General features: G+C 37.1%; 20 protein-coding genes. 16 read left to right on the top strand and 4 right to left on the bottom strand.

Annotated elements, in window-relative coordinates; genetic code table 11:
- Positions 1 to 16: 16 nt before the first annotated feature.
- The 3 genes from GY23_RS01135 to GY23_RS01145 all read left to right on the top strand — a co-directional run bounded on the left by GY23_RS01135 (position 17) and on the right by GY23_RS01145 (position 2,233).
- Positions 17 to 1,267: an ATP-binding protein gene (locus tag GY23_RS01135; protein WP_084543930.1), complete on the top strand. Its 1,251-nt coding sequence runs from the start codon at positions 17 to 19 to the stop codon at positions 1,265 to 1,267.
- Entirely contained in the window at positions 1,218 to 1,706 is a 489-nt protein-coding gene (locus tag GY23_RS01140; RefSeq protein ID WP_075617368.1) for a methylated-DNA--[protein]-cysteine S-methyltransferase, read from the top strand. The genes GY23_RS01135 and GY23_RS01140 overlap by 50 nt, the downstream gene beginning before the upstream one ends.
- Positions 1,707 to 1,786: 80 nt before the next feature.
- Positions 1,787 to 2,233: a MarR family winged helix-turn-helix transcriptional regulator gene (locus GY23_RS01145; RefSeq protein WP_075617369.1), complete on the top strand. Its 447-nt coding sequence runs from the start codon at positions 1,787 to 1,789 to the stop codon at positions 2,231 to 2,233.
- 63 nt (positions 2,234 to 2,296) lie between these two features.
- Here the strand turns inward: GY23_RS01145 and GY23_RS01150 are convergent, their stop codons facing one another.
- The 3 genes from GY23_RS01150 to GY23_RS01160 form a co-directional block, all read right to left on the bottom strand.
- Positions 2,297 to 2,995 carry a hypothetical protein gene (locus tag GY23_RS01150; RefSeq protein WP_075617370.1) on the bottom strand — a complete coding sequence of 233 codons (699 nt, stop codon included), beginning with the start codon at positions 2,993 to 2,995 and terminating at the stop codon, positions 2,297 to 2,299.
- A gap of 49 nt (positions 2,996 to 3,044) precedes the next feature.
- Entirely contained in the window at positions 3,045 to 3,656 is a 612-nt protein-coding gene (locus tag GY23_RS01155) for a CPBP family intramembrane glutamic endopeptidase (protein WP_075617371.1), read from the bottom strand.
- Between the two features lie 173 nt (positions 3,657 to 3,829).
- Positions 3,830 to 4,051, bottom strand: coding sequence for a YkvS family protein (locus tag GY23_RS01160; protein ID WP_075617372.1), 222 nt, complete (start codon positions 4,049 to 4,051; stop codon positions 3,830 to 3,832).
- A 123-nt stretch (positions 4,052 to 4,174) separates the two neighbouring features.
- Here GY23_RS01160 and GY23_RS01165 point away from each other — a divergent pair, with 123 nt between their 5' ends.
- The 7 genes from GY23_RS01165 (at position 4,175) to GY23_RS01195 (ending at position 11,034) form a co-directional block, all read left to right on the top strand.
- Positions 4,175 to 4,363, top strand: a complete 189-nt coding sequence (locus GY23_RS01165; RefSeq protein ID WP_075617373.1) for a hypothetical protein — start codon at positions 4,175 to 4,177, stop codon at positions 4,361 to 4,363.
- Positions 4,364 to 4,456: 93 nt separating this feature from the next.
- Entirely contained in the window at positions 4,457 to 4,624 is a 168-nt protein-coding gene (locus GY23_RS01170) for an aspartyl-phosphate phosphatase Spo0E family protein (protein WP_075617374.1), read from the top strand.
- A 599-nt stretch (positions 4,625 to 5,223) separates the two neighbouring features.
- Positions 5,224 to 6,162: an AAA family ATPase gene (locus GY23_RS01175; protein ID WP_075617375.1), complete on the top strand. Its 939-nt coding sequence runs from the start codon at positions 5,224 to 5,226 to the stop codon at positions 6,160 to 6,162.
- Positions 6,159 to 7,343: a DUF58 domain-containing protein gene (locus tag GY23_RS01180; RefSeq protein ID WP_075617376.1), complete on the top strand. Its 1,185-nt coding sequence runs from the start codon at positions 6,159 to 6,161 to the stop codon at positions 7,341 to 7,343. Before GY23_RS01175 ends, GY23_RS01180 begins: the two co-directional genes overlap by 4 nt.
- Positions 7,313 to 8,557 carry a hypothetical protein gene (locus tag GY23_RS01185; protein ID WP_075617377.1) on the top strand — a complete coding sequence of 415 codons (1,245 nt, stop codon included), beginning with the start codon at positions 7,313 to 7,315 and terminating at the stop codon, positions 8,555 to 8,557. Before GY23_RS01180 ends, GY23_RS01185 begins: the two co-directional genes overlap by 31 nt.
- 259 nt (positions 8,558 to 8,816) lie before the next feature.
- Positions 8,817 to 9,689, top strand: coding sequence for an NAD(P)-dependent oxidoreductase (locus tag GY23_RS01190; protein WP_211270632.1), 873 nt, complete (start codon positions 8,817 to 8,819; stop codon positions 9,687 to 9,689).
- Positions 9,690 to 9,714: 25 nt separating this feature from the next.
- Positions 9,715 to 11,034 (top strand): MFS transporter, encoded by a 1,320-nt coding sequence (locus tag GY23_RS01195; RefSeq protein WP_084543932.1) that lies wholly within the window; start codon positions 9,715 to 9,717, stop codon positions 11,032 to 11,034.
- Positions 11,035 to 11,484: 450 nt separating this feature from the next.
- On the opposite strand, the gene GY23_RS01200 is transcribed toward GY23_RS01195, so the two are convergent.
- Positions 11,485 to 11,955, bottom strand: coding sequence for a YkyB family protein (locus tag GY23_RS01200; RefSeq protein WP_075617380.1), 471 nt, complete (start codon positions 11,953 to 11,955; stop codon positions 11,485 to 11,487).
- A 271-nt stretch (positions 11,956 to 12,226) separates the two neighbouring features.
- On the opposite strand from GY23_RS01200, the gene fadH reads away from it, so the two are divergent.
- The 6 genes from fadH to GY23_RS01230 all read left to right on the top strand — a co-directional run bounded on the left by fadH (position 12,227) and on the right by GY23_RS01230 (position 16,805).
- A complete protein-coding gene (fadH, locus tag GY23_RS01205) occupies positions 12,227 to 12,997 on the top strand; it encodes a 2,4-dienoyl-CoA reductase (RefSeq protein ID WP_075617381.1) in 771 nt (256 codons plus the stop codon).
- Positions 12,998 to 13,056: 59 nt separating this feature from the next.
- The gene (locus tag GY23_RS01210; RefSeq protein WP_075618202.1) at positions 13,057 to 13,296 is read left to right on the top strand and encodes a hypothetical protein; all 240 of its coding nucleotides are present in this window, start codon (positions 13,057 to 13,059) and stop codon (positions 13,294 to 13,296) included.
- A gap of 115 nt (positions 13,297 to 13,411) precedes the next feature.
- On the top strand, positions 13,412 to 13,855 hold the full coding sequence (gene cbpB / locus GY23_RS01215; protein ID WP_075617382.1) for a cyclic-di-AMP-binding protein CbpB: 444 nt from the start codon (positions 13,412 to 13,414) through the stop codon (positions 13,853 to 13,855).
- A 130-nt stretch (positions 13,856 to 13,985) separates the two neighbouring features.
- Complete coding sequence (locus GY23_RS01220) at positions 13,986 to 14,876, top strand: transcriptional regulator CcpC (protein WP_075617383.1); 891 nt, start codon at positions 13,986 to 13,988, stop codon at positions 14,874 to 14,876.
- Positions 14,877 to 14,946: 70 nt separating this feature from the next.
- A complete protein-coding gene (dapD, locus tag GY23_RS01225; RefSeq protein WP_075617384.1) occupies positions 14,947 to 15,660 on the top strand; it encodes a 2,3,4,5-tetrahydropyridine-2,6-dicarboxylate N-acetyltransferase in 714 nt (237 codons plus the stop codon).
- An 8-nt stretch (positions 15,661 to 15,668) separates the two neighbouring features.
- Positions 15,669 to 16,805: an N-acetyldiaminopimelate deacetylase gene (locus GY23_RS01230; RefSeq protein ID WP_075617385.1), complete on the top strand. Its 1,137-nt coding sequence runs from the start codon at positions 15,669 to 15,671 to the stop codon at positions 16,803 to 16,805.
- Positions 16,806 to 16,846: the final 41 nt, after the last annotated feature.

Consider the following 16,846-nt stretch of genomic DNA (forward strand, 5'->3'; position numbering starts at 1 on the left):
TCTATTTTAACAGGGAATGGACTTTCAAACAACAAAGTCTATTGTAGAGAATACACTGAAGTACATGGGGTGGACTTTCGACAATTTCAGCATACGAGTTGTAGTACCAACATATAGTGAAATATATAATGAGAAAGGTTGGGTGATAGACTTGTTGGGAGATGGAGTACAAGATTATGAGCTGATGACAAGTAGTAATTTCGACAGTCGATATGAATCTATTTTTGAATTTGCACCTTTTGGCATCATTCTTTCGACCGTTGATGGAACAATTGTAGATGCGAATCAACAGATCAAGAATCTCTTAGGTGTCTCTCCTCAAGAGTTGATTGGGGAAAACGTAACCATGATTTATGATGTGTATGATGATTTAGCAAAACTGCCCACAGAAGTGATCACACAGATTCAAACAAAAGGTGAAATTAAACAAATTAAATTCGAATCTACCTTTAATAAAAATGTCGATTTGCATATGATTGTCATAAGAGATGTTTCGGAACAAATTCAATTAGAAAAACAAATGAAACATACCCAGTCACTATCTATGATGGGGCAATTAGCGGCAAGTATCGCACATGAAATTCGAAATCCTCTTACATCTCTCAAAGGTTTTACCCAACTTCTCGCTAATCAAGTATCTACAGAAGGAAATCGCTATCTAGGTATTATTAATGGTGAACTTAGTCGAATGGAATCAATCCTCAATGAATTTTTAGAATTAGCCAAACCAATGAAACGTTCTTTGCAAATTCTCTCGATTTCCTCCATTATTAATCAAGTGGTTGAAATTATGTATCCTCAGGCTATTATCCAAAATATTGAACTTGATTTTGTGTCATTTGACATGGAATCAGATCTAATCTTGGGTGATGCATACGAATTGAAAAAAGTGATGATGAACATCCTGAAAAATGCAATAGAAGTGATGCCTAACGGTGGGGTAATCACTATTTTACAAAAGCTAGATAAAGACAATCAATTACGTGTATCAGTGAAAGATCAGGGGAGTGGCTTGACTCAGGATCAAATGGATAAAATCTTTTTACCTTTTTACACATCCAAAAACCATGGTACCGGCTTAGGTCTTGCACATGCGGTTCAAACTGTAGAAGATCACAGTGGACGTATTGAGGTTGAAAGTGTGATGTGTGAAGGAGCTATTTTCCATCTTATTTTTCCATTCTATCAAGAAAATGCATTGAAGGAGTCTACCGAATATGATCAAAGCAATGGAAAGTCCAATTGGAAAGTTATTTCTTCAAATTGAAAGTGGGAAATTGACTTCTATTCAATTTGAAGAACCTAAAGGTTTTTCTGAACTAATCGAATATGAAGAAGCCGAAAATCTACAACTATTTGAAAATACGGTAAATCAATTAAATGAATATTTTGAAGGGCAGCGGATTTCATTTGAGTTGCCACTAAATGCAGAAGGCACGGCATTTCAGCAAAGTGTTTGGGGTCAGTTACCTGACATTTCATACGGAAAAACCATTAGTTATCAGGAGCTAGCCAATCGAATAAATAACCCAAAAGCGTGCCGTGCCGTAGGACAAGCAAATCGGAGGAACCCATTACCGATTGTGATTCCTTGTCATCGCGTAATTGGTAAAGATAAATCATTGACCGGTTACGCAGGTTCACTCTTACCAATTAAGGAATATTTACTTCAGTTAGAGTTGAAATACGCACAAAATATTTTGTAACTTTCGATGAGTTTTGACAAAGTTCTTCGATTCGCATTATACTTACGTAAATGAAGATATATGAAATAAAGGTGATATAAATGAAATCTGAAGAACTAACACAATCTTTGAAGTTATTTATTGTGCTGTCTCGAGCGAATAAAGCGATTCATGAATGTACTACCCAATTTTTTCAAGCAAAGGGGTTAAATCCAACTGAATTTGCTGTATTAGAGTTATTGTTTCACAAAGGTAGCCAACCATTGCAAAAAATCGGGAATAAAATTTTGCTAGCAAGTGGTTCGATTACTTATGTTATTGATAAGCTGGAAAAAAGAGGCTTTATACATCGTGTCAATTGCCCAACTGATCGTCGAGTGACATTTGCTGAGATTACAGCTGAGGGTGAGGAGTTCATGTCTGAGCTGTTTCCAGAACACGAGAATCAGCTGGTAGACATCATGAAAGCTCTTGATTCAGATGAAAAAGACCAAGCGATTCACTTATTGAAAAAGCTAGGTTTATCAATTAAAGATTTATCGTATTAAAAAAATCCGGCTCACATATGTGAGTCGGATTTTTTGTCATCTATAAGTCTTGCTAATCATGTTCTACTTAGCACCGATTGTTTCGCCCATTTTTAAGAAAGCATCTGTTAAGTTAACACTATTTTGATCGAAAATTGTTAGACGGACAATTAGATTCCCTTGTTCAAATACAATTCCTGATACAGTACCCAATTCAAATTTAGCTTCATACCCAATTTGTTTAGAGATGCCTTCACCTTGAGGTAACTGTTCTTTGTTAACAATCTTTACTGGTTCTTGACCAATCGTAACTGCAGCAATACTTTCTATCATATTATTAGCGATGATTTCATAATCTGCATCATCTTTAGAAATGGTTTCAACACGCATAAAAACAGCAGAATTCTCATCATAAGTTAAGGCGTCTTTATTCGGTTCCTCACCTGTCAAACTATAGCCATCTAGTTTATAAATAGAGTAATTCTGTTCATCACTATTTATTAATGTAGAAGACTCTTCTTTTGTTTCATCGTTTACTGAATAGTTTAGTGTTTTTTGAGGTCCTCTTTCTGAAGAAACAGCTTGTTCTTCTGTTTCATCTTCGACTTCCTCAGCTACTTCTTCTTGTGCTTCCTCTGTTTCTGGTGTATCCGTTGTTTCATCTGTTTTAATATTTGTGTTTGTTTCGCTTTCTGCCCCGTTTGATTCGTCTTTTGTATTACATGCAGCGAGTAAGGAAATTGCGAGTAGTATTGTTCCAAATAATTGCCAAGTTTTTTTCATGTAAGTATTCCTCCTTAGTGTAGTAGACGTGATGTTAGTATGAATAGTTTCAAGAATTAAGTGGCAAGACTAAAAACAGCAGGATTATCATGGTGATATGAGCAATAATAATGAGTGGCATGCTTTTTTTCCATTCATACAAAACGCCCCAAAACATACCTGAAATAAATGCTGCAAGGACCCCCAACCAAAAGCCACTAAAGGCCATGGAGAAACCAAAAAGGATGGAAGAGATGAGAACAGCAAAAAATGGACTCATATATGTTTTTAATTTTTGTTGGACAAAACCACGCCAAAATAACTCTTCCCCAGGTGCAATAATCAAAATAAGTAGAATATAGTGCCATACTGAAGTTGGTCCAAAGTCACTCAAAAATCGATCAACTGAAACCGCTACATCAGTGAATATAGAAAAGAAATGATATCCAGCTGCAATCAGTCCATATGTGAGTGTACCATACCCAATACCAAAAATTAAATACTCCCACGTTTGAATATCGTCTTCCATTTTTACGATAATAAAAGAAAGTGCCATGAATAATAGCATGGTAAACGTATACATATACCAAAAGATTTTTTCATTTGAAAACGTAAAATAGAGTAAAGCATAAACTGCCACAATTAAAATGATCCATCTAAAATGAGGAGCTAAAATTTTCATCGTTGATTCCTCCCATAAATCTTACCTTAACAGGATATTCAAACAGAACTTGCCAACCCCAACCCAAAGTAGGTTACGATGGAGTTGACACAAAGGTAATAGTATAACCTGATTTCCTAAAACGATGCAATTTAACTGCTTTTTAACTCCTTTTTTAAAAAATGTTCATAAAATCATCCTATTTCTGTATCTGGCAACGGTGAAGACTCATCTTCTTTCAGGTATACTATTTGGTACCGTTTATGATTGACGACTGTTTTTTCTTCAAGACCGAGTTCTTCGAAATTTTCCATAATAGAAATATTTACAATTACCGAGTTTTCATTCACTTTTTCTACAATACCTTGTAAACCATTATTAAATTCAATAAGTGAACCAACCGTTGCAATTTTCACTGACATTCAGCTCCTTCATGCCGTCATATTCAATAGTTTGCATGAAATTTTTTCTGACGTAAAGTATTTTCTGAATACATTGTGAAATCATTTTGTGAATACAATAGTAAAGGGGACATATACATGAGTAATTATGATCAACAATTAAATGAATTGAGAGTAGGGACACGAACTTCCTTGACGATCGAGAAAGAGGATTTTCTGTCCTTCCGAGAAGTATTAGTTCAAATGGAAGACTTTAAACATTTTAGAGGTGTAGCTAAGCAAGGCGGCATTTTGATTTATACATATGAAAAAGAAGCACGAAGCTAATAGAAAAACGTATTTTTACCGAAATTAGCGGGTGTAAGAAAGTAGGGGAATGTGTATAATAATGGTAATATGGTTTGGTAAAGGAGGCTTAGCGTGCCAGAATCAATTCTAAAGCAACTCGAAAACACTAGAGAAAAAATGATTCAGTCCGCGCTTGAAAATGGTTTTCGTGACGTCAATACAATCCGTCTAAGTAAAGAATTAGACCGACTGTTAAATTTATATCAATTTAAGGACTTTCCTGAAAAAAAATTAAAATGAAACTTATTCGAAACTAAGCGAAGTCGGCTTAGTTTTTTAAATTCTTTGGAATGTTATTCTATCCTATTGTTCAACTTAATTTGGCGACTTAAAGAAGGGCCAAGTGAGTGACTGAAGACTAAGGGCTGTAGGTTCATCAGAAACATGGAGAGTGTGTGAAGTGACGAATTCACTGCGCGCACCCTCTTTTATTAAAATATATAAAAGTTTAATATTTGAGACTGCCAGAACCCAGTGTTCAAATCTCTTCATTCCCTAAATAGGGCACTGAAAAAGTTTATCTATATAGACTGGACTAAGTATTCCCTAGAATAACGCTTTGGCGCTTTGTGGATGCCTCCCGCAAGAAGCCAGGCAGAAGATAACTGCCAGTCTTCTCGCTTTGGCTACCACTTGAAAGGCGCCTACGCTAGTTCTGCGTCCAAAGCGACCTAAGAACCTCGATGTGATAGTGATTATGATTTTTTTAATCATAAAACATGAATTAATGTCATTTGTAAGTTTTGCTAATTTAATTAAATTGTGCAATTCATCATTATATTCAAAAAATATAAGTTTTTTTGTTATAATACTATCAGATATATAAAGGGGGAAGTACTTTGTCTAAATTAAATCTGTTAAAGGCTACATTAAACGAGGCGATTGTAGGAAGAGAAAAAGAGATTGATTTTATGTTAATCGCCCTCATTCAAGGTGGACATGTCTTATTAGAAAGTGTGCCAGGTTCCGGTAAAACAATGATGGCTAAATCGTTTGCGCATGCTATAAAAGGGAAATTCAAGCGTTTGCAATTTACGCCTGATGTTTTACCTTCGGATGTTACAGGTATTAGTTATTTTGATCCGAAAACTCAGGAATTTATCATGCGTCCGGGTCCTGTATTCACGAATATTTTACTTGCAGATGAAATCAATCGTGCGACACCACGGACACAATCAAGTCTTCTCGAATCGATGGAAGAGAAGCAAGTAACAATTGACGGAGAAACAATTGCACTTCCAGAACCATTTATGGTAATTGCGACTCAAAATCCTGTTGAATCTCAACAAGGAACTTTTTCACTGCCAGCAGCACAATTGGATCGTTTTCTGTTTCGTCTAGAAATTACATATCCCTCGTTTGAAGAAGAACGCAGAATACTACAAGAATTTAGTCAAGCTCCAGGTGAGGTGAAGACTTCATCCATCATTGATATAGAAGATGTATTACAATGGCGCCGAGAAGTGAGAAAAGTATCCGTCCATGAAGATATAAAAACCTATATATTGCAAATTATCCATGCAACAAGACAACATGCCCATGTGGAGTTAGGATTAAGCTCGCGTGCATCTCTAGCGCTTCTACACGCTGCACAAGGGCATGCCTACATTAGAGGGCGTTCATATGTAACACCAGATGATGTTAAATTGATGATAACACCACTTGCTTCACATCGTCTCATGTTGACGGCTGAAGGGATGTTAATCCATGAACCGAAAGACATTCTTCGAGAAATCGTGGAATCAGTTCAAGCACCTGTAGAGGCAATGGCAAGATGATTTGGCAACGTGAGTATTTCGGAGCAGTTAATACGAATTGGGTGCTGACAGTTATTGCACTTTGTTTTTTGATGTCAATGATATTAATTCAATATGTTGCTGCAGGGGTATTTGGTTTACTCGGGATCGTGGCATTATTACAACTTGTATATTTTAAGCGTGTAGGTAAAAAGTTGACTTTGCTAAATGACAAAAATAGAAGCCGTATGCTAAAAGGTGGTAAATCTGAATGGGCATTAACCTTTGAAAACAACGGACTTCCGATCTGGAATGGTCAACTGAGATTACAATTTCTAGATGCAGTATACCCTCTTAGCGACCAAAATGTCAGTCACTCGAAGTTAATTGAGATCGTCGTACCGTTAACAATAGGAACAAATGAAATCGTGACCGTGAGAGTGCCAATATTAGGGCAAAAAAGAGGGCTATCCCGATTAAAAGGACTTGAACTAACCATTCCACACCTATTTGGTGAAGGCTCAATATTATTGGTACATAAACCAATGTTGCGTATGGAACAAATGGTATATCCATCTATATACCCGTTAAAGGATTTGAGACATCCATCGGCACTAAAACCTGGTGATTATGAATACAAGCATTCCTTGTTCCAAGATCTTTTTTCACCCATCGGTACAAGAGATTATGAACCAACGGATCAATTCCATCACATTCACTGGAAAGCTAGTGCAAGAATGCAGAAGTTGCAAACAAAAGTCTTTACACAAAAAGCGAATGAATCTGTTCTACTCATCCTTAATGTTGCAAATCATTATTCAATTATTTCTGATTTAGAAGAACGAATCGAAATGATTGCTTCATACGTAGACTTTTATTACCGAGAGGGCATACCATATGCATTGACAGTCAATGTTAGGTCATTTGGTCGTTCACCTTATTTATTCCTTCCTACGGGAGATGGACAAAAACAACGCCAAAAAGCAATGGAATTATTAACGGTCTTATCACAGAACGATTTAACGATGCCGTTTCCGCGAATGCTGACACATCTTGATATGCATGAAAATTTACCGATGTCTGTAATCATTTTCACCCATGACACAAAAGAGATTTCTTCCTATGTTGCTAAATGGACGAAATCGGCACATGTAGATGTGATTGGTAGTACGAGTATTGGAGGTGACGTGCTATGGAAAAAACACTCCCTTCAAAGCAGTTAGTCCAATTTGAATCATTTGGTAAGTTTCTGCAAGATGTGTGGTTGGTGGCTTTTCTACTTATTTTCGCACATAATGAAGCGGTTATCCCCATCCCTTTTCTTTGGGTACTCATGTTATTTTTAATCGGTGTTGGAGTCACCATTCTATTTCGTAGAACAGGATATCAAATTGCAGTGGCCGTTGTTGTAGCCGGTGTCATTGGTGGTACTGTCTTTTTGTTTAATGCTCCTTTTTGGTTGTTTTTCGTGATAACTGCTTTTGCCATTTGGCGTATTCAAGAACGATTTGCAAAAGTCCAAGAAGATGTAACACATGACGGTGTTTTTTTTATCTTACTTGTCGTTTTCTTTGCTTTTGCATACTTTCTTGCAACTGTGTTAAATAACAAAGAAGCAATTCAAGATAGTTTGATTTTAGTGGTGCTTGGACTTTTACTATTTGTATTGGATCGAATGATTGTACAATGGCTTCGCTCAAAAGGTGATAATCAAGTGCCCTTTTCAAAATTACTTGTTTCATACATTACCATTATGGGGATTGCATCCATCACATTTGGGCTACTTGCTGGTTTAGGAAGTAAAGCGAGAGAAGTTTTTGTGTCACTGTTTGGAAATTTCCTTCAAGTATTATTTTATCCGTTTGGGTTATTGATCGAGTGGCTAAGAAATATCTTCGTCGCTAAAATTAGACCTTTAGAACCACGCGAATCACAATCAAAAGGTGAAATGGAATATAAGGAAAGCGAAAAAGTGGTGAATGAGGTATATACTGCCACAATGGATATTCCTTGGATTGCCGTAATTAGTATTCTGTCCATAATTGTCATAGCTATAGTTGTTTGGCGACTGTCAAAACATAAAATTGAACCTGTGGAAATCGTACAAGACATCGCACATTATGAACGAAGTCAAATGGAGTCTGCCCCAATAAAAACAGGGCAAGCTCTGGCGTGGAGTTATTCGATGGATACAAATATTGTACGTGATGCCTATCGTGATTTTGAAAACGAAGCTGGGCAAATAGGTTTTAGTAGGAAACCAAATGAAACGATTCGTGAATGGTTTAAACGTCAGGAATGGATTGTCACTGAGCATTTTTATGAGGTCTATGATATCGTTCGATACAGCGGAGAGTTAATGGATGATCAGGATGGACAATGGTTTATTCAAGAATTAAATAATCTTTCTGAAAAATATTTTAAAGAAGAGGTTTAAAGCTGAAGAATTTGGGGGAAATTAAAATAGAACACAGCAACATTCTCATTTCCCCCTTTTTATAGGACACATTCCCTTGTGGAAAGTGTCCTACTTTTTTGTGCATTTTTCTAAAGACCATCCCGTCAGCAAGTTGCCCACTACGTCTCTCATTGTTGGAAATATATTTCTATTTTCGGAATCTTTCGATGCTTATATCTTGAAAGTTTGATAAACTTATAATCACTAGATTATGAATGATTAAGATGGAGGTTATATGATGAATAAGGAAACATATGTAGGATTTGTCGGTACTGGGGTCATGGGGAAGAGTTTGGTTAAGCATTTACTAAAAGCTGGTCATGAAGTAGTCATTTATTCACGTACGAAAGAAAAAGCAGACGATTTAATTGAAATGGGTGCAACGTGGGCCCCGACTCCTGGTCAGGTTGCTTCTCAAGTGGACGTATTATTTACCATGGTTGGTTATCCATCTGACGTAGAAGAAGTATATAACGGTGAACAAGGCATATTTGCACAAGGTAGACCAGGACTCATTGTCATTGATATGACTACTTCTACACCGAGCCTTGCCGTTGACTTACATAAAAAAGCTAAAAAACTCGGAATGAATTCTTTAGATGGACCCGTTTCAGGAGGGGATGTTGGAGCAAAAGCAGGTAAACTATCGATTATGGTGGGTGGAGACAGAGATGTATTTGAACAGATACGTCCGATCTTCGAATTATTTGGAGAAAACATTGTGTATCAAGGAAATGCAGGTGCTGGTCAGCATACTAAAATGGCAAATCAAATTGCAATTGCCTCATCGATGATTGCGGCTTGTGAAGCCATTACATATGCCAAATCAGCAAAACTTGATCCGGAAACGGTACTGAAATCTATCACTGCTGGTTCTGCGGGATCATGGTCATTGACTAACCTGGCTCCACGTATGTTAAAAGAAGATTACGCACCAGGATTTTATATGAAACATTTCATTAAGGATATGGGCATTGCTTTAGACGAAGCGGAAAAAATGAACATACATTTACCAGGTCTAGAAAAAGCGTATTCGCTCTATCAAGAATTAGCAAACGAAGGTTTCGAAAATGAAGGAACGCAAAGTTTGATTAAAGCATACAGCAGATAAATCATAAGATGGCGGGGTGTTCAGAGTGGACAAGCAACAAACGACTCCTCGGAGTCCAATAGCTCTTTATTTATCATTGCCGATTTTATCATGGGCTTTTTATGACTTTGCCAATACCATATTTTCATCAAATATCAATACGGTGTTTTTCCCTTTCTACACAGATGATGTGATTGGAACCAGTGTAGCCAGGCAGCAAGTGGCTAGTACGTTTGTGTCATATGCAAATGCCGTTGCCAGCTTTTTCTTAGTCATGTTTTCCCCACTTTTTGGTGTGTGGATCGACAGAACGGGTTATAAAAAAAGATTCATCGTTTGGTTTGCTTCCATTTCAATTGTTGCTACATTTATGATGGGTGTTTTTGGAGGTATTCAATCAGAATCATTGGTTTGGGGAGTACCATTGTCTTATGCCTTGGTCGTTATTAGCTTTGTCATTGCTAAATTCTTCTTTAATTCGAGTCTGGTCTTTTATGACTCAATGATGAGTGATTTAGGTACAAAACAAGAAATGCCCCTTATTTCGGGTTTTGGTGTGGCAGTTGGCTATATTGGAACGATTGTGGGATTGCTCGTCTATCTAATGGTTAGTGACGGAGAGTATCATAAAGCATTTATACCGACCGCGATTCTTTATTTACTATTCTCGCTGCCTTTATTTTTTATTAATAAAGATACACCGATTCCTAAGAGTCAACGTGTAAAAGGATCATTCTTTGATGGGTATAAAGAAATTATGCAAACCTTTAAGGATATGAAAACTCATAAGCCAGTTTTCACATTTTTGATTGCCTATTTCTTTATTAATGATGCAATTGCAACCACTATTGCAATGATGGCGATTTACGCAACGGTGATCGTAGGTTTCTCTTCAGGTCAATTCATTATTCTCTATCTTGTTTCTACGATTTCAACTGTTATTGGATCATTCATCTTTGGGTATATTACAAAGAGAATTGGGTCTAAAAATGCTGTATCCATTGTAGCAATTTTAATGATTACGGCATTAATTATTGCAGTTTTTGCAATTGATCAATGGATGTTCTGGATAGCGGGAAGTATGTTCGGTGTCTCTCTAGGTTCGATGTGGGTGACTTCGCGAACACTGATTGTGGAATTAACACCAGACGATAAACGCGGGCAATTCTTTGGTTTATTTGCCTTTTCAGGTAAAGTTTCCTCAATCATTGGCCCAGTATTATATGGAACCATAACGTATGCGCTACAAGACTATGGTCCGTTAGCAAGTCGGATTGCCTTATCAACACTTATAGTCATGACTGTGGTTGGGTTAATCATTCATTTACGCTTAAAACATGATTCGTCATATGTAAAAATAACTTAATCGTATACAAGTAAAAATGGGTAAAATGATGCCCTCTCCTATACTGATTGAAAACTGATAATGATCACTGTCACATCCAGGTACTCCGGTTGCGGCTCCATGATTTAAGAATAATGAAGTGGTCCATCCTTGTTTCTAAATGTGAACAGTGACGTACAGCTGCGACAATATGGTTGATCGATTAAAAAGAGATGTGCCTTGTGAATCCGTCACAACGCACATCTCTTTTTTCAAATCATCCTGCTGCTGGTGTACGTCCGTCAAAGACTAGCAGTAATTTACTGATTGGCTTCTCTCAGGAGGCCATCAATAAGCGCCAGAGCATAATTAGTCTAGTCTTATTTACAAAGAAAAGCCGGAACCAACGATGTGGTTCCGGCTTTTCGTAATTGATAGATATTTGAATTTTTCCTTGCATCATTCGAAGATCAAACTGTGTTCCTATAATGTTTAATCGAGGTAAGAGCTTACAAAAGTATAGGGACGTTTTTTTATTTGTTGTTTTTTGGACGAAGAGATGGAAGCTATTGGTGGGGATTTCTTCTTAATGATTGTTTGATGTAACCCGGTAAAATCAGCAAGCAATTGTTTCGCCAAATTCAAACTCATTCGTCTTTGTGGATTACGATAATCATCATCTAAATGTCCTAAATGTGGAAGGTTTTGAAAATCTTCTTTTTTGGGTAATAGATGGAAGTAGTAATCCGCACACTGAACTAATACGGAGGATTGCTGTTGACTAAAACGAGGGTTTTTCACAAAGTGTAGTCCCAATTTCTCGGCACGTCCGGTTTCAATCATTTTTTCAATGGTTAATCTTTTTAATTCATAAAGATATTTGTTATCAGTAGCTGTTTTAGCATGACGATTAACTGAATAAATAGCTGAAGCAAGTTGCTCATCTGTACTATTTTTTATCATGAAAGTCCACCTTTCGCATATGTAGAGAATTAAGGGAATAAAGCTTGAAGTTAGAAAAATTCAGACCATTCAATCAACTACTATCATACCAATTTGTTTCCAAAATGTATAGCTAATTGCAAAAAAAAAATGGAAAAAGGTTTGAAAAAATGGAAATATAAAAAAAGGATCTAAATGTAGGATGCAAAATTTCATCTATATACTTTTGTAAGATGTGAATGGCATAATGTATATATGAATGAACATTCAGAAATATCATGGGGGTGTCAAAATGTTATTGAAAGAAAAAACGATTATTGTCACTGGTGGTTCGAGTGGAATGGGGTTTTATATGGCAAAACGTTTTGTTGAAGAGGGTGCTAATGTAGTAATTACCGGACGCAATATGGAGCGACTACAAGCTGCACAAAAAGCGATTTCTCATGATTTCAGTCATATAGGAATATTTCAAATGGACGTAAGGGAACCTGATCATGTCAAAGCGATGGTTACGTATACCGACGAAATGTTTGGCCGGATTGATGGTCTAGTCAACAATGCAGCTGGTAACTTCATCGTTCATGCGGAAAAATTATCTCCAAATGGATGGAAATCAGTGATTGATATTGTATTAAACGGCACATTCTATTGTTCTCAAGCAGTAGGTAATTATTGGATTGAAAAAGAACAGAAAGGCTCTATTCTTAACATGTTGGCTACATACGCCTGGAATGCGGGAGCAGGAGTGGCACATTCTGCTGCAGCCAAAGCTGGCGTTATGTCGTTAACTCGAACTTTGGCAGTTGAGTGGGGAACGCAATATGGAATTCGTGTCAATGGGATTGCACCGGGACCGATCGAGAGAACTGGTGGAGCTGAAAAATTGTGGGAATCTGAAGAAGCATCAGCTCGAACGCTTAAATCTGTACCGCTTGGTCGACTTGGCCGTCCTGAAGAAATTGCGGACTTGGCGTCCTTTATGCTATCCGAAAAAGCAACATATATGAATGGTGAGATTGTAACACTTGATGGCGGTCAATGGTTAAATAAATTCCCTTTTTAAGCTTAGAATTTTATGATTAACTCATACTAAGACTACTTAGAAGGAAGGGTAGGATGTGTATGGATATTTGGACTTGGCCATTGCTGATCGTGGTTACAATCATTGCTGCGATCGGACTGTATGCCACACGGAGTATTATGAAATTTGAAAATAGACGACAACAAACAACAGATTCGCCAGTTGCAAATGTTGTAAAAGAACACCCTTATTCGATGAATCCAATTGTTTGGGTTTTAGTGGCAGCACTCGTTTTTATATCAATTGTTATTGCTTATTATGTGGCTTCTTCATCTTATTAGATGAAGAAGTTTTCTTTTTGTGCAAACGTTTACATCTGCCATTTTTTTTCGAATATGATATGATATAAGAGTAGTATGCTGTTCGCAAAAAGGACAGATAAAGGAGTAGAAGTGTATGATTTCGGTTACAAGCAGCGATTTTTTGGAAATGCAAATCGAAAATTTCATCATCTCATCAGAAAAAGTAGCACATGTGCAAATTGGGAATAATGCAGAGCATACATTATTAGTATTAACTAAAACAGGCTATTCAGCCGTCCCAGTTTTAGACTCAAAATATCGATTAAAAGGCTTAGTAAGCACTCAGATGATAACAGATGCAATTTTAGGGCTCAACCACATTGAATATGAGCGTTTGCCAGATTTAAAGGTAGATCTTGTGATGCAAGAAACTGTTCCAACTATTCATATTCAGGAAAAATTTAAAAAAGGACTCGACCTACTGATCAATCATCCGTTTCTTTGTGTAGTAGACGATGAAGATACATTTTTAGGTATTTTAACGAGAAGAGTCGTATTAAAACAACTGAAAAAACATATCTATCAAAATAAAGAATAGTTATCAAAAATTAAAGAAGGTCTCCTTGTGAGACTTTCTTTTTTTCTTATTGGCTATGTTAAGAAATACTGTTGATAATAAAAAAGTAAACGAAATGTACGACATAGCCTTGAATATAGGAGAGATCGGAATGACTACAAATGAATCGCAAATCATCAAAATTCTAGCAGAAGAACGAAATATGAGAAAAGCAGCGGAACGGCTTTTTTTATCTCAACCAGCATTATCCCAGCGACTCCAATCCATTGAAAAAGAATGGGGAGCACAGTTATTTATTCGCTCACAAAAGGGACTTACAGCAACACCCGCAGGCGAGCTAGTCATTCAATTTGCCATCGATACTATTGCAAAAAAAGAAGAAATTTTTGAAATGATACAATCACTTACATTAAAAGTACATGGAACATTAAAAATTGCATGTGCTTCAATTGTAGGACAAAATTGGTTGCCCATGGTGTTGAAAGATTTTGTTACGCAATATCCTGAAGCGAAAATCTCACTCATAACAGGTTGGAGTTCAGAAATTGTTAAAGCACTGTATGAAGGAGAGGCTCATATCGGGATTGTTCGTGGGCATACAGAATGGAAAGGGACAAAAATTCATTTGTTCCGAGATACCCTTTATTTAGTGGATCAAGAATTAACAGACGTTCAAGATGTTTTGTCGACAGATCGACCTTTCATACAATTCAAAAGTGATTCGAACTACTATCAGGAAATACAAGCCTGGTGGCAACGACACTTTTCATCCAGTCCAAGGCGTCAAATAACGGTTGATCAAATCGAAACATGTAAGCAGATGGCGTTAAATGGAATCGGCTATGCTATTTTACCTTCCATTACGTTAAGTGGTCTTGAAAAAATAAATAAAATTGCCTTAACGAATCAAGCAGAAGAGTCGGAATTGACGCGTGATACTTGGTTAATCGGATATGAGCCGGCTTTTGAACTTAAACAAGTAGAGGCATTTGTCGAAGTTGTGAGGAAACATGCAAATAAGTTGCATGATTATTCAATTTAAACCGTGTGTTTTTATCGGTTTTCATGTACAATTAGTCCATATTTTGCTTAATTGAAGGAGGAAGTTATTAATGAAACAAATGGATGCTTATGAAATTATTTCCTATATACAACATGCAAAGAAATCAACACCGGTAAAAGTTTATGTGAACGGTGAAAACTTGCAACAATTATCTTTTGGAGAAAATACGAAAGTATTCGGAGAAGGAAATTCGCTAGTTTTATTCGGTGAATGGTCTGAAATCGAAGTAGCTTTATCTACATATAAAGATCAAATTTCTGACGTGGTTATTGAAAATGATCGTCGTAATTCTGCGATTCCATTAGTGGACTTAAAGGGCATTAACTCAAGAATTGAACCAGGTGCGTTTATTCGTGATCAAGTAGAGATTGGGAATAACGTCATTATTATGATGGGTGCAGTTATCAATATCGGTGCGGCAATTGGAGATGGCACCATGATCGATATGGGTGCGATTTTGGGTGGTCGAGCAACAGTAGGGACAAATTGCCATATTGGAGCAGGTGCTGTATTAGCTGGAGTTATTGAGCCACCATCTGCCACACCTGTGATTGTGGAAGATGATGTACTGATCGGTGCAAACGCAGTTGTATTAGAAGGAGTTAGAATTGGTAAAGGTTCCGTGGTAGCAGCTGGAGCCGTTGTGACAAAAGATGTTGCTCCATATACAGTGGTTGCTGGAACGCCGGCTAAGTTTATTAAAGAGATTGATGACAAGACAAAATCAAAAACAGAAATCATGCAAGAACTTCGTCAACTGTAAGGCCAATGATGAAAACTCTTCAACAAATCCGACGTGAATTACATCAAATTCCTGAAATTGGTTTTCAAGAAAATAAGACACAAGCCTATTTATTAGAAGAGATTTACTTACTGAATCAAGAACGCTTGACCATTGTGAAATGGAAAACAGGATTCGTTGTTCATGTTCAAGGGTTAAATGCATCTAAAACGATTGGTTGGCGTACAGATATTGATGGACTTCCCATAAAAGAGCAAACATCATTATCATTCGAGTCAAATCATGAAGGATTCATGCATGCATGTGGTCATGATATTCACATGACAGTAGCGCTAGGGTTATTGCGGAAAATTATTGAATCACCCATTAAAGATTCAATGCTTTTTCTGTTCCAACCTGCAGAAGAAGGTCCAGGTGGTGCTCTACCTATGAGAGAATGGTTAAAATCGGAACATGCTGATCTGTTTCCTGATGTAATCTTGGCTTTTCATATTGCACCAGAGTATCCGGTGGGTACGGTGGCAACGCGTCCTGGTCTATTATTTGCCAACACCTCCGAGTTATTTATTGATCTCCATGGGGTCGAAGGACATGCGGCATATCCGCATCGCACAAAAGATATGTCTGTCGCTGCTGCTAGTTTATTATTGCAATTACAAACGATTGTCAGTCGAGCGATTAATCCACTTGACTCGGCAGTCGTAACAATAGGCAAAATGACGTCAGGAACCGTTCAAAATATTATTTCAGGACATGCACGCTTAGAAGGTACAATTCGTACGATGGATGCTGAAACGATGGCGACTGTAAAGTCACGAATAGAAGCATTGTGCAAAGCGTCTGAAATTGCATTTGAATGTAAAGTCGACATTGATTATGGGTCTGGATATTATCAAGTATTCAATACAGAAGAAATGACCAATGATTTTTTATCATTTGCTGATCAAGATCCATCAACTGTTGCGATACAATGCGATGCTGCCATGACGGGTGAGGACTTTGGCTATTTTCTTCAAGAAATCCCTGGCCTGCTGTTTTGGGCAGGAGTGGACTCTCCATATGGATTGCATCATGCAAAGCTCAACCCTGATGAAACAGTGATTGATTATCTAGTACCGTTTGCAGAATCCTATATACGAAAACTCTCAAATCATGGTAACGTTTAGTTATCATGATTTTTTTGATTTTTCGGAACTAAATTTTAGCC

It is taken from the genome of Paenisporosarcina indica (genome assembly GCF_001939075.1).
In the GTDB taxonomy this organism is placed as follows: Bacteria; Bacillota; Bacilli; order Bacillales_A; family Planococcaceae; genus Paenisporosarcina; species Paenisporosarcina indica.